Here is a 14533-nt window from a genome sequence, read left to right as displayed (position 1 = left end):
TTATGGCAAAAGAAAGCAAAGCACAAAGGGTAGAACGGATAAAAAAAGAAAAAGATGGTCTTGATGTACTTCAAGACATCTATCTTTATGCAGTAACAGGAGAAGCTGTTCATCCAGAAGATATCGATAGATTAAAATGGTATGGACTTTATACTCAAAATAGAAACCTACAAGCAGAAGATGATGAAACTTTATATTTTATGCTTAGAGTTAAACTCGAAGGTGGTCAATTAACTTTACCTCAATTAAAAATAGTTTCAGAGATATCTGAAAAATATGCAAGGGGAACTGCTGACTTTACAACAAGGCAAGATTTACAGTTTCACTATATTAGAGTTGTTGATTTACCTGAAATTTTTAGACTTCTTGATACAGTTGGATTATGTACAATATTTGCAGCAGGAGATGTTCCAAGGAATGTAGTTTCTTGTCCTATCAATGGAATAGACCATGAAGAAATTGCTGATGTTAGAGACATTGTAGATAAACTGAATGAAGCCTTTAAAGGAAATAGATTATTTTCCAACCTTCCAAGAAAATATAAAATTGGAGTAAATGGATGTTCTAAAAACTGTATGCACCATGAAATCCAAGATGTAAGTTTTAATGCGGCAAAAACAGATAATGGAAAAGTTCAATTTGCAGTTAGTGTTGGAGGAGGATTAGCTTCAAATAAAAGAATTGCAAATCATATCGGCTATGTTGCACCATCACAAGTAGTTCCATTAGCTAAAGCTATTACTAAAATCTATAGGGATCATGGATTAAGAGAAAAAAGAAATAAAGCTAGATTAGGACATCTAATTGAAAGTTGGGGCTTAGAAAAGTTTGTTGAAGTACTTCAATCTTCTTTAACATTTAGAATTAAAGAACCTGAAGATTTACAATATACTCACTCAAAATTTAGAGAACACTTTGGAATACATGAAAGTAAACAAAAAGGTAAAAGTTATATTGGTTGTTCATTAAACTCTGGACATATAGGAGTAGATGGATTAAATAACTTAATTAAATTATTTGAAAAATATGAAGCAACAGCTTTAAAATGTACAGTTACGCAAAATATTATTATTTTAGATGCACCAACAAACAAAGTAAAAGAGTTTGCAAAAGACTTGGAAGAAGTTCACATTTATCCAAACCCTTCTAACTTTAGGGCAAGAACTCAAGCATGTACAGGTATTGATTTTTGTAAATTTGCAATTTCAGAAACAAAAGGTGTTGCAAAAAAATTAGTTGAGCACTTGGAAAATAAATTCCCTGAATTTGGAGAAAGAATTACTATTTCAGTAAATGGTTGTCCTAACTCTTGTGCTCATCCGCATATTGTAGATATTGGATTAATGGGAACAAAAGTAAAGAAAGAAGGAAAACCTGTATCGGGATTTGAACTTTTAGTAGGAGGTTTTCTTGAAGGAGACAAGTCTCAATTTAATCAAAAAATAGGTATCAAATTTGCAGTTGAAGATGTAAATGAAAGTATAGAAGAGTTAATAAACGAGTATAATATATCTAACTTTTCATCATTTCACGACTACATTATAACAAAAGCTAAACAATAAAAAGAAGAGAAATTTTTCTCTTCTTTTTTAATTTTATATTAACCAAACATATAATAAAAATAAGATATGATTATCCTATGAAAAAAGATATTTATAGACCATTTTTTGATAAAAATACAAATACATTAGATTTTATTAGATATAACACAATAGGTAAAAATAAAAATGACTATTTTGACTATACTGCCTCAGGACTTGCTTTTAGACAAATAGAAAATAGAATAAGAGATGTTCTTGAAACCTATGCAAATACACACTCTAAAGAGTCTTTAAATGCAAATATAACACAGCAATACTACAATGAGGCTATTGAATCTTTAAAAAATAGTTTAGAACTAAATGAAGAATTTGCAATTATTCCAAGTGGCTGTGGTTCTACTGCTGCAATAAAAAAATTTCAAGAATTATTAGGATTATATATTCCACCTGCAACAATAAAGAGATTTGGAATTTCAGTTGCAAAGAAGAAATTACCACTTATTATTGTAGGACCTTATGAACATCACTCAAATGAAGTAAGCTATAGAGAAGCCCTTTGTGAAGTTGTAAGAATACAATTAACAGATGAAGGCTTAATTAATTTACGACAATTAAAAGAAATCTTGCAAGAAAATCGGCATAGAGAAATCATAGGTTGCTTTTGTATTGCTTCTAATGTTACAGGTATCATAACTCCTTATGAAGAAATATCAAGATTATTAAGACTTTATGGAGCTATTGTATGTTTTGATGCAGCAGCTAGCTCTTCATATATGAATATTCCATGTGAACTATATGATGCACTTGTAATGTCTCCCCACAAACTCCTGGGAGGTCCTGCAAGTTGTGGAATTCTTGCTATAAAAAAATCTTTAGTAGATGATACCCTTGCACCTACTTTTGCAGGAGGTGGAACAGTTGCTTATGTAAATTCTCAAATACAAGAATATGAAAAAGATATTAGTACAAGAGAAACAGCTGGAACACCCGGAATTTTACAACTTATTCGTTCTGCTCTTGCATATAAACTTAGAAATGAAATAGGCTTTGAATTTATTAAAAACCAAAAAAAAGACTTACTTACACATCTACTAAAAGGTTTAAACAAAATAGAAAATATTACTATTTATGGAAATAAAGAAGAAGATAATATAGGAATAGTATCTTTTAATATTGCAAATGTAAACCCTTATAAAATATGTGAAAAACTTTCTTCATCTAGTGGTATTCAAACAAGAGCTGGGTGTTCTTGTGCTGGTCCTTATGGACATGATTTATTAGGGAAAAAATCTAAAGAAGAACTAGAAGAAAAGCCTGGCTGGTTACGTATTTCAGTTCACTATTCTCAAAAAAAAGAAGATATAGATAAACTTCTAAATGCTATAAATGACTTTATAAAATAATATCCAAAAATGGATATTATTTTTAATTTACATAAAAAGATATAGTAGCTTTATCTCCTATATGTTCGCAATCTTTATTTCCACTATCTTTATCATAAGAAGTTTTTAGATACCAAAGTCCACTTTTTAATGCTTTAAAAGTAACTTCTCCTCTTAAATTTGTTTTTCCATAAAAAGCCATACTCATATCATCTTTAGAGTATGATTCTAAACTTCCATATACTTCATGTATTTTCAAAGGTTTCCCATCTCTTGTAACTTTAAACTTTATTGGCATTCCTTCTTTGAACTGTGAAGCTTTTACTAAAGGAGTAAATTCAAGTCCTTTACCTAAAGGTTTTGTAATTAAGTCACTATCAGCATTTCCTACATTCAAAATTGACTTTGCTGACATAGAATAGATACCACAATGTTTTACTTCTTTTTTAGTATCTTTTCTTGTTTTATTCATTTCCCATTTTCCATCTACTGTTTCAATCCAAGGTGTTGGTTTATAAGTAGCTTTTATAATATATGTACCATCTTTTAGTTTATCTTTACCTACATAACTATAAAGTTCTCCTTTTTGAGAAAGTGTAAGAGTTGTATCTTTACCAATAACTTTAATAGGTTCAAAAAGTACTTTTCTTTCTTCTTTTATTTTTTCAGGTTTTGGAAAATCATGTCCATATATCATATTTGCCTTTATTACATCTTCATTTGTAGCTGTAACCCACAAATCATGTGAAAATGCTGCTGTTCCTACAAAAAGACCAATTATTAATGCTGAGATTTTTTTCATTTTTTTATTCCTTTTTAAAATTTATAAGTCATACTCAATGTAAAACTTCTTGGTGAACCAGGTGTTACCCAAGAACGATCATAACTACTTGCGATATAATCTTCATCAAAAATATTATCAATATTCAATTTAAATTTTAAGTTCTCATTAGCTTGCCAATAAGAAGTTAAACCAACAGTAACATAATCAGGTAAAGTAAAACTATTTATATAATTTCCTTGTCTTTTACCAACATATAAAATATTACTTCCTATACCATAAGAACCATTATTAGCCAAAGTATCTTCCCACATAAGAAGAACTCCTGCACTATGCTTAGGTATATTTGATAACTCTTTCCCTTCAAGGTTTACAACTGTTCCTGTCCACCAGTCAACTGCACCACCCATATCTTTAGTAACTTCTGTATCAGTATAAGTATAGTTTGCATTTAACTTTAAATTAGAAGTAAGTCTTCCTCCAATATCAAACTCGATACCTTGGCTTCTCACTTCACCTGCTGCAACAGAATAAGTACCATCTGGGTCAGAACCAGTTAGAACATTTTCTTTATCAATTCTATATAAAGCTAAAGTTCCACCTATTTCTTTATCATAAGATTCAAACTTTAATCCTGTTTCTATAGATAAACCTTCTTCAGCATCAAAGGTTTCTCCATTTATATCAACTCCAGAGTTTGGTCTAAATGACTTTCCAGAAGTTGCATACCAAGACCAGCTTGAATTTATAAGATATGTTATTCCTATTCGAGGAGAAAGAGCATAATTATTTTGAGAAGTTGTTGTATTTCTTCTATAATCAATAGAATCCATATCTATTTCATCATATCTTAAACCTAAAAGTAATCTCCAAGAGTCTGAAAAAGCCAATTCATCTTGTGCAAAAAATGCCATTCCTTTTTGTTCTTCATATTTATTTGTAGATAAAGTACCTCTCCCTGTAGCTAAAGTAGTATAAATTGGATTGTTATATATATTATCAATTCTTACTGAATTATTTAAAGTATACATCAAAGAATCTAACTCATATCGATAAGACTCAACACCAAATAAAAGGGTATTTTGAAAATTTCCTATATTTGAAACATTTTTAATATCTGCTTGAAAAGAGATATCTTCTGAGTCATAATCTCTATATCGAGAACGAAGAGTCACACTATCTGTTGTTACATTTACAAAAGGTTTTACTTCTGAACCAGTTCCTTTAAAAGCTCCTGTTTTGTATGCCAATCCAATTTTAGCACTCCAATTATCTGAAAACTCATGCTCTAGTTTTAATTGATGAGTATAATTTTCAAGTATCATATTTCCATCATTTGGATTTCCAAAAAAAGTTTTAGAGTCAATTGCTTCAACATTTTCATTTATTGCTACAATTCCTCTATCAAGAGGTGCTTCTTGTCTAATAAATTCTCCATTATAAGTAAGATAAGTCTTATCATTTAATTCCCAAAGAAAAGATGGAGCTATGACATATCTTTCACTTTCAATATAGTCACGAAAACTTTTTTTCTTTTCTGCTGCAACATTTAATCTATAAGCAAAAGATTCACTTAAAGGTCCAGTTACATCTGCTGACACCCTATAAAAGTCTTCACTTCCTAGCATTGTTTCTATTGAGTTTTCAGTTATAAACTTTGGCTGCTTTGTAACTATATTTATAGTTCCACCTGGTTCTGTATTTCCATAAAGTGAACCAGAAGGTCCTTTTAGAAACTCTATACTTTCAATATTTGCTGTATCACGAGGTGCATTATATCCTCTATTATCTGCAAAACCATTTTTAAGTAAACTTATTCCTGAATTTTCATGTCCTGAAAAACCTCTAATTGAAAAGTTATCCCACATTCCACCAAAATTATTTTGTCTAGAGATCCCACTTACATAATCTAGGGTATTATCAAGAGTAACAAGATTTAAGTCATCTAATACTTGTCCTGTAAGTACCTGAACTGATTGTGCTGTTTCTAAAAGAGGCGTATCTGTACGAGTAACAGAAGTTGAGTTTGTTTTATAATAAGATTGTTCATTTTCTTCAGAACCATCACTTACAATGGTTACCTCAGCTAATGAAACAGTATCATTAGTTTTTGTCTGAGCTGAAAACACTATATTAGGGAATAATATAAATGAAGCAGCTACTATAGAAAAAACTTTTTTCTGCATTATTTTTCCTTGTATTTAATTACTGCAACATAGTTGCAAAATAGATATACTAGCAAAAATAACTTAGTGCCACCTTAGTTATGATAATAATTATTATTTAGTTTTAAAACTTTCAATTAATATATTTTATTATTCTAATATTATCCTTATCTATGTTTCTATATTCATCATAAAGTTTTTGATATTTTAGTTTTTCTTCAAAGGAAATAGGAGTTCTAATTGATTTAAATTCTATTAATTGTCCATTTTTATATACACCACTAATTGTTGCATGAACCCAATAAAAACCTCTGTCTTTTCTAAGGTTTTTTATCACACCTTGCCACTGTTCTTTTAAACCTATAGTTTCCCAAAGATTTTTAAATACTCTTTTAGGCATATCAGGATGTCTTAAAATACGATGAGACTCTCCAAGTAGCTCATCTATTTTATATCCTGAGATTTTTGCAAAAGTATCATTTGCATAAGTTATATTACCTTTTAAATCTGTTCTTGAAATAATTAATTCATCTTTTGGAACAAGGGTTTCAATTAAGAATTCACTTTCATTATATTCCATTTTATTTTACCTCATCAAATTGTTTTGCAAACCCTTCTAAATCTTTTTTCTTTAAGTCCCCATTGTAAACAATTTTAGAAGGATCAATATTTTCATCATTTAATACTTTTGGTACAGCATCACTATTATCTAAAACCTCAATATGTTTATCAAGCTCATCTTCACTATAAGCCATTTGCATATCAGCAGCTATTACATGAGGAATTGCTTCTATTACATGAAGTTTTTCTAACTCTTCTTTTACACTTTCCCCTTCTATTGTTATAATAATTCTACCCTTATCATCATGTAAATGATAATCACAAACTTCACACTCTTTTATATCCTTTAAAACCTCTTCTAAATACTCTGGTTTTGTTTGAACAACTATACTTGAAATATTCATGGTAACCTCCAAAAATTAATTTTATTACTTTCACTTGAAACAAATAATTCTTTATCATTTATAAAGACTATTCTTGTAATAACAGCTTTATTTCCTACTAAACTATACAATTTTTTATTGTTTTTTATATCAAGAATCAAAACATCATTACTTTCATCATAAGCAATTGCTCCTAATAAAGCATTAGGATTTAAGGCACAACTATATACTAAAAAATCAAAATTAAATTCTTCAATTTTATTTTCTTTATATAATGCACTCTTTCTATCTTGTCCTGCTGTAAGGACTGTTCCTTTTTTATAAGCTACTTGAAAAACTTTATCTAAATTTACTGCTTTTAATTGTTTTTGTTCTTCAAAAGTTTTAGAATCTAAGAATCTTACAATACCACTTTCATCTGTACTTATTATTCTTTGTTTATCTTCACTTAAAGTAAAATCTGAAAAAGCTGAATGAGTTATTTGTTTCACTTTCTCTATAGTATGTTTTTGTAAATCATATAAAACAAACTCATTACTTAAAAGGGCTAATATCACTCTATTTTCATCAAGAAATTTTGCTTTTCTTATATATAATTTTTTTGAAATATCTATTTCTTTATTTAGTTTATTTCCCGAATAAATCCATAAGTTTCTATAACCTTTAGATCCTTGTGAAACTATAAGTAATTTATTAGTAGTTTTATCAATACTATATATTTTTGCAGGTATTTCATCTCCTATAAAATCTTTTATTTTAGGTATTTCAATAATATTTGTCTTTTCTTTTTTTTCTATATTGAATATATCAACTTTTCCCATACTTGTTGCTACATATAAAGAGTTTTTTTCATAATATATGTCTTGAACATCTGCACTTGCTTCTAAAGAATAATTTGCAGTTAACTCTTTTATTGCAAAAGTGTTTGTAATTAGTAAAATAATTAAAAGAATATATTTCATATTAAACCTTTTTATAAGATATTGCGTCAGTTGGACAAACATTTATACAAAAACCACATGAAGTACATGAATCATTTATTGACGGTCTAAACATAGCCAAAAAATCAATTGCTTCATCCAAACAAGGGTCTTTACATGAAAAACACATTGTATTATTCCAACTTAAACATTTTAACATATCAATTTCAAATGCTAAATCAATCTTCTTTTTATATTCAAGTTCTAAAACTCCAAACTCACAAGCCTTTGCACATTCATCACAATAAGTACAACCATTTTTATCAAAGTTTATAGAAGGTGTTTTATCTTCTAACATAGTTATTATATTCTCCTCACAAACCTTGCTACACATACCTTCACATTCATAGCAAGCTTTGTCAAAAGAGCTTTTATCTTTATAATATGGTGGTCTTATAATAACTGTCTCTTCTTTCTCTTGTGAAGAAAAAAGAGAACTAAAAAGTTCCCTTCTTTTCATCGAACTACTCCATTAAAGTATCTAAACCTTCTGTAAGGCTAGAACCACTCCAGTGAGATTTTTTTGCTCCATCTTTTGTTGTGAATTCTGGTTGAAAAGTATTATCAACTAATTGTCCTTCACTTTGAGGAGCATGACATTGAGAACAGTTAAATCTCGAACCAGCTAAAGTACTAACTTTTTTTACTGAAATCTCATTTTTCATATTATCAATAGATTTTTTAAATTGTTTACCATCAAAATTATGTTTTGGTCTAAAATCTATCATATGAGATTCAGGATAAGGTAAAGCACCCATTGAACTTGCAACTTCTGGAGCATGACACTGAACACATTGATTATTACTTACAGTAATTGGTAACATCCCTGTTGTATCATGGGGAATCATTGGAGGAGCATCTTGAAAAGCTCTTTCGAATTTTTTCCCACTTCCTGCAAAGTTATTACTGTATTTTGTCTCCGCAGGGACTACTTCATTCTCTTTTAATAAATCTTCTTTTCTTAAACCAATTGTACTATCATCATACATTGGTTTTGCAACTTGTTTTTCCGCTACTTCTACATTATTACAGCCAATAAAAATAAAAGAACTTACCACTGCTAATCCTAAAACAGCTTTATTTATTAGTTTCATTTTCTTCTCCTAATTTAGTTCTAATAGAAAAATTTAAAGCATCATCGTCACATACTTCTATACATCGACCACAGTTTGTACATTCTCCACTTAATACTTGTGTACTCTTTTTTCCAACCATCCAAAGTACTTGAGACTCAGGACAAACTTCTTTACACTTCATACAAACTGTACATTTTTGCTCATCATGTTTTACTCGAATAAGACTAAAGCTTCCTATAATAGAGTAAAAACCTCCCAGTGGACACAAGTGACCACACCAACCATTTTTTAAAATAAATAAATCAAATAAAAATAAGACTAATATTGCTGCCCAAGCTAAACCCATGCCAAAAATTATACCCCTATGAATTATAGAAATAGGAGAGATAAATTCAAAGGCTGTAATCCCTAAAACATACGATAAAATCAAAGCCAAAACCAAGATATAATAACGTAATCTTCTACTTGCTGGTTGCTTTTTCTCAATCTGATTAAACTTTAATTTTCTTCTAATAAAGTTTGCTAAATCAGTTACCATATTTACGGGACAAACCCAAGAACAAAAAATACGCCCTCCTACTAAAGCATAAAATAGTGTAATAATTACAGCACCTATTACAATATTACTTGTTAGTAAAGCCCCTGCTGAGAACATTTGCAAAACAGCAAAAGGGTCAGCTAAAGGAATTTTGTCTAAAACCAAAGAAGAACTTAAATTACCTTTTAAAAAGTTCCATGCCCAAATATTTCCTGCAATATATAAAAACAATATTGAGATTTGAACAACTCTTCTAAAAAGAAGGAATCTATATTTTTTCCAAATATTATTCATCTAATAATCCTTCCATATCATTTAAAGAATCAATAGCTTTTTCTTTACTAATTTCAGTTTTATTAACTTTATTATGGGCATTTTTAAGACGACTATCATCTGCTTTATCCCAACCTTTTATATAGTGGTCACCTACTTCCCCTAAAGCAACTTGTCTGGGAAGAACTATAATTGCAGGTTTTTTTGTTACACAAGCATGTTCACATAGTCCACACCCTGTACAAATATCACTATCAACAATAGGTTTTAAAAAAGCATGTTTCCCTGTTCTTTCATTTTTAGAATATTCCAAATAAATTGCTTCATCTAATAAGGGACAGGCTCTATAACAGGCATCACATTGAATTCCCCAAAAAGCAATACAATTTTTTGCATCTACTACAGCAACACCCATTTGGGCACGATTAATATCAAGTTCATTATTTGTACTAACCGCTTTTTCACTTAAAGCTTGTGTAGGACACACAGGTACACATGGGATATCTGGGCACATATAACATGGAATATCACGTGGTTCAAAAAAAGGCGTTCCTAAAGGTTTATTATCTCCTGGTTTTGCCAATTTTAATGTATCAAAAGGACAGGCCTCAACACATAAACCACATTTAATACAGGTTTTTAAAAAATCTTCTTCTTGTAATGCTCCAGGTGGTCTTAATAATAGTTTTGAAGCAGTTACTTCATCTACATATGCACTCCATACTAAACCACCTAATGCAACTAAACCAATAGTTCTTGCACTACCTAAGATAAATTTTCTTCTACTGCTTACCATGTTCTTAACCTTATTATTTACGCTTGATAAATTTTAACTGCACATTTTTTGAAATCAGTTTGTTTTGACATTGGACAAGTTGCATCTAAACAAACTTTATTTATAAATACTTTTTCATCAAACCATGGTACAAAAACTAATCCTTTAGAAGGTCTATTTCTTCCTCTAGTTTCAACTCTTGCTTTTACTTTTCCTCTTCTACTTTCAACCCAACAAAGTCCACCTTGTTTTACACCATATTTTTTTGCATCATCTGGATGCATATAACATAAGGCCTCAGGAACTGCTCTATATAATTCAGGAACTCTCATAGTCATTGTTCCACTGTGCCAATGTTCTAAAACTCTTCCTGTACTTAACCAAACTGGATATTCTGAATCTGGCATTTCTGGAGGGTCCATATATGGTCTTGCAAAGATTTTTGCTTTATTTTTTAAAGACTTTTTAGTTTTATCTTTTATACCTGTTAAGTCTCCTTGAGCTAAAGCTTTTGCTAAAGTTCCATAAAAAGCAAACTCTGTATGTCCAGTTTCTTTTCCATATTTTTTTGCATAAGGGTCATATTTTGTATTAAATCTCCATTGAGTCTCTTTACCATCTACAACTGGCCATTTTAATCCTCTAACTTTATGATAAGTATCAAAGTCAGCTAAATCATGTGCATGTCCTCTACCAAAAGAAGCATACTCTTCAAATAAATATTTTTGAATAAAGAAACCATATCCTTTAAATACTTTTCCATCACTTCCTACAACATTTCTTTCATCTCCAAAACCTTCAGAGTTATCATAACCTTTTTGAATTGGGTCATTTTTATCAAGTTCATAAGATTTTGCTTTTTCATTTGCAAATAAAATCTCATACATCGTTGTATCTTCAGAATAGCCCATTTTTTTAGCTTCTTCAATTACATTTGGAAGTTTTTTCTTACCACCTGTACTTAAAAGTGCTTGTTCTCCCCATAAGTCTTTTACAGTAAATCTTTTTGATAACTCAACCCATTGCCAAGTATCAGACATTGATTCCCCTACAGGTAAAACTTGTTGTCTCCAATGTTGTGTTCTTCTTTCAGCATTACCATAAGCACCCCATTTTTCATAAATCATAGCACTTGGTAAAATAAGGTCTGAAACTTTTGCAGAAATTCCTGGGTAACCATCTGAAGTTACAATAAAGTTATCCATTTGTCTTGCTGCTTTAATCCAGTGTGTTGCACTTGCAGTGTCTTGATAAGGATTACAAACATTAACCCAAGCAAATTTCATAGTTCCATCTTCTAAATCTCTATGAATTTTCATAATATGTTGATGACCTTTAGGATTAATTGTTCCTTGAGGTACATTCCAAACTTTTTCAGTAATACTTCTATGTTTTGGATTTGCAACCATCATATCAGCTGGTAATCTATGGGCAAAAGTCCCTACTTCTCTTGCTGTACCACAAGCACTTGGTTGACCTGTTAAACTAAATGCACCAGAACCTGGTTTTGCTTGTTTATTTAATAGAAAGTGCACATTATAAGCTAAAGTATTTACCCAAGTTCCTCTTGTGTGTTGATTCATACCCATAGTCCAAAATGAAACTACTTTTCTATTTTTTTCAATATAAAGATTTGCTAAAGTTTGAAGTTTTTTCTTAAACTCATTTATATCTTCATCAGGATTACCTTTTGAAATTTCCGCAACATAATCTAAAGTATATGGTTCAAGAAATTTTTTATACTCTTCAAAAGAGATTTCCCAGTGTTTTAAACCAGCAGGGTTATTTTCCATAATATCACCCTCTTTATATCCATATGGAGCTAATGCAGGTGCTTCTTTTTTAGAAACTTCTTTTCTCATTTCTTTAGAAACGATTTCCATCTCTTTATCAGAATATTTCCCTTCTTTTACAGATTTTTCATCTGATCTTCTTAGTCCATATCCCATATTAACTGGACTTGCTGCAAAAACTATATGTTTTTTAACAAAATCCCAATCAATTGATTCAGGATGATTATAAACAATCTCTCTTGCAATATAATTCCAAAGTGCTAAATCAGTATTTGGAGTAAAGATAATTTCAATATCTGCCAAATCAGAAGTTCTATGTCTATATGTTGACATATTTATAATTTTTACATTTTCTGGGTCTGAAAGTTTTCTATCAGTAACTCTTGACCAAAGAATTGGGTGCATTTCTGCCATATTTGAACCCCAAGAAACAACTGTATCTGTAAGTTCAATATCGTCGTAACAACCACTTGGTTCATCAATTCCAAAAGTTTGATAGAATCCAACAACTGCTGAAGCCATACAGTGTCTTGCATTTGGATCAAGAGCATTTGATCTAAACCCTGCTTTCATCATTTTTTGAGCTGCATAACCTTCCATTACAGTATATTGCCCTGAAGCAAATACTCCAACACCTTCTGGACCAGACTCTTTTAATGCTTTTTTAATATGGACTTCCATTTCATCAAAAGCTCTTTCCCAAGAAACAGGGGCAAATTTACCATTTTTATCAAATTCACCTTTTGAGTTTACTCTTAGTAAAGGTTGTTTTAATCTATCTGCTCCGTACATTATTTTTGCATTAAAATAACCTTTAATACAATTAAGCCCTCTATTTACAGGTGCAGCAGGGTCACCTTTTACAGCAACAATTCTTCCATTTTTTGTTGCCATCATAATTCCACAACCTGTACCACAGAATCTACAGGCAGCCTTGTCCCATCTCCAACCTTTTTGTGCATTGTCTGCATTTGCTTGAAGTTGTGAGGGAACACTCATTCCAACAGCAGCTGCAGCTGAGGCTGCGGCAGAACTTTTAAGGAAATCTCTTCTTGAAAGTGACATCTTCTTCTCCTTATTAGATTTTGTTTTAATTTTAAACATTCTAATTCTAACACTAAGAAAAATTATCTTTCTTGACCTATGTCAAAAAAACAGACTTTTTTTAGATTTTACTTAAAAAAATAAATTTAAATTGATATTTAATATTAAAATTATCCTCCAGTATAATAGAACTCTCTTGACGAGATATTTTCCATATCAGTAGAATTATGATTCCATAGATTTTTCTCAGGTCTATTTTCAATAACTTCATTTAAAGTATTTAAAAGCTTTTCATCACTATCAAGTGATTCTTTTATGTTTATTGAGTCTTCATAATATAAACAAGGAATTAAATCTCCTTGTGCAGATAATCTTATTCTATTACAAGTTGAGCAAAAAGAGTCATCATAAGGTTCAATTATTCCAAAAATGAAACCTGTATTATCTTTATATAATTTTGCAGCTGAACTTTTTTTCATTTCAAGTTCTTCTATTGGATATTTTTTTGCAATTTGTTCCAATATATTTTTCCCACTTAAAGTTTTTAGCTTTTCATTTGCCCATTTATTTTGCATATATTCTATAAACCTTATTTGAATTCCTCTTTTTTTAGAATATTCATAAAGGTCTAAAATTTCATCATCATTAATACCTTTGATTACAACTGTATTTAATTTCACTTCAATATTTTGCTCCAAAGCTGCTTCTATTCCATCTTTTACTTTAGATAAAAGTCTTTTTTTAGTCAAATAAGAAAAAGTATCTTCATTTAAGGAATCAATAGAAATGTTTACTCTTTTTAATCCTGCTTCTTTTAACTTTTTAATTTGAGAGCTTAATAAATATCCATTTGTAGTTAAAGCTATATCAATATCATCTTTATATGAAGATATTTTTTCAATAAGTTTATATAAATCATCTCGTACAAGGGGTTCACCTCCTGTAATTCTTATTTTTTTTATTCCTTCATCAATTGCAACTTTTAAAAACTTAAATATCTCTTCATAAGATAAAAGTTCTTCTTTAGGTGTCCACTCAAAAGGTTTTTCAGGCATACAGTACTGACATCTAAAATTACATCTTTGCGTTACAGAAACTCGTATATAGTCAATTACTCTATCATATTTATCAATTAGCATATTCTCTCCTCTTAAGCTAAAATTCTTTATTTTTTAATTATAGTTTAATAAATAAAGTAATCCTTTGATTTAAATCAAAGTAAAAGAGTATGATTAATTTTT

General features: G+C 29.9%; 13 protein-coding genes. 2 read left to right on the top strand and 11 right to left on the bottom strand.

Annotated elements, in window-relative coordinates; translation table 11 throughout:
• Positions 1–2: 2 nt before the first annotated feature.
• Both CP965_RS09505 and CP965_RS09500 read left to right on the top strand, forming a co-directional pair.
• Positions 3–1562 (top strand): nitrite/sulfite reductase, encoded by a 1560-nt coding sequence (locus CP965_RS09505; RefSeq protein ID WP_129061857.1) that lies wholly within the window; start codon positions 3–5, stop codon positions 1560–1562.
• Between the two features lie 77 nt (positions 1563–1639).
• Positions 1640–2944, top strand: coding sequence for an aminotransferase class V-fold PLP-dependent enzyme (locus tag CP965_RS09500; RefSeq protein WP_129061856.1), 1305 nt, complete (start codon positions 1640–1642; stop codon positions 2942–2944).
• Positions 2945–2966: 22 nt separating this feature from the next.
• Here the strand turns inward: CP965_RS09500 and CP965_RS09495 are convergent, their stop codons facing one another.
• The 11 genes from CP965_RS09495 to moaA all read right to left on the bottom strand — a co-directional run bounded on the left by CP965_RS09495 (position 2967) and on the right by moaA (position 14431).
• Entirely contained in the window at positions 2967–3725 is a 759-nt protein-coding gene (locus CP965_RS09495; protein ID WP_129061855.1) for a DUF4198 domain-containing protein, read from the bottom strand.
• Positions 3726–3739: 14 nt separating this feature from the next.
• Positions 3740–5890 (bottom strand): TonB-dependent siderophore receptor, encoded by a 2151-nt coding sequence (locus tag CP965_RS09490; RefSeq protein ID WP_129061854.1) that lies wholly within the window; start codon positions 5888–5890, stop codon positions 3740–3742.
• Positions 5891–6002: 112 nt separating this feature from the next.
• Positions 6003–6449 (bottom strand): PAS domain-containing protein, encoded by a 447-nt coding sequence (locus CP965_RS09485; RefSeq protein ID WP_129061853.1) that lies wholly within the window; start codon positions 6447–6449, stop codon positions 6003–6005.
• A gap of 1 nt (position 6450) precedes the next feature.
• Positions 6451–6834, bottom strand: coding sequence for a chaperone NapD (locus CP965_RS09480; protein WP_129061852.1), 384 nt, complete (start codon positions 6832–6834; stop codon positions 6451–6453).
• Entirely contained in the window at positions 6831–7775 is a 945-nt protein-coding gene (locus CP965_RS09475) for a WD40 repeat domain-containing protein (protein ID WP_129061851.1), read from the bottom strand. The genes CP965_RS09480 and CP965_RS09475 overlap by 4 nt, the downstream gene beginning before the upstream one ends.
• 1 nt (position 7776) lies before the next feature.
• Positions 7777–8253, bottom strand: coding sequence for a ferredoxin-type protein NapF (locus CP965_RS09470; RefSeq protein ID WP_129061850.1), 477 nt, complete (start codon positions 8251–8253; stop codon positions 7777–7779).
• Positions 8254–8257: 4 nt separating this feature from the next.
• Entirely contained in the window at positions 8258–8887 is a 630-nt protein-coding gene (locus tag CP965_RS09465; protein ID WP_129061849.1) for a nitrate reductase cytochrome c-type subunit, read from the bottom strand.
• Positions 8871–9701 (bottom strand): quinol dehydrogenase ferredoxin subunit NapH, encoded by an 831-nt coding sequence (gene napH, locus CP965_RS09460; protein ID WP_206732284.1) that lies wholly within the window; start codon positions 9699–9701, stop codon positions 8871–8873. Before napH ends, CP965_RS09465 begins: the two co-directional genes overlap by 17 nt.
• A complete protein-coding gene (napG, locus tag CP965_RS09455) occupies positions 9694–10476 on the bottom strand; it encodes a ferredoxin-type protein NapG (protein WP_129061848.1) in 783 nt (260 codons plus the stop codon). The genes napH and napG overlap by 8 nt, the downstream gene beginning before the upstream one ends.
• Before the next feature lie 17 nt (positions 10477–10493).
• Complete coding sequence (gene napA, locus CP965_RS09450) at positions 10494–13313, bottom strand: nitrate reductase catalytic subunit NapA (protein ID WP_129061847.1); 2820 nt, start codon at positions 13311–13313, stop codon at positions 10494–10496.
• 149 nt (positions 13314–13462) lie between these two features.
• Positions 13463–14431, bottom strand: a complete 969-nt coding sequence (moaA, locus tag CP965_RS09445; protein ID WP_129061846.1) for a GTP 3',8-cyclase MoaA — start codon at positions 14429–14431, stop codon at positions 13463–13465.
• Between the last annotated feature and the right edge of the window lie 102 nt (positions 14432–14533).

This window comes from Halarcobacter mediterraneus, from assembly GCF_004116625.1.
GTDB lineage: Bacteria > Campylobacterota > Campylobacteria > Campylobacterales > Arcobacteraceae > Halarcobacter > Halarcobacter mediterraneus.
The sequence above is the reverse complement of the archived record's forward strand: the minus strand, read 5'-3'. Positions and strand labels throughout refer to the sequence as shown.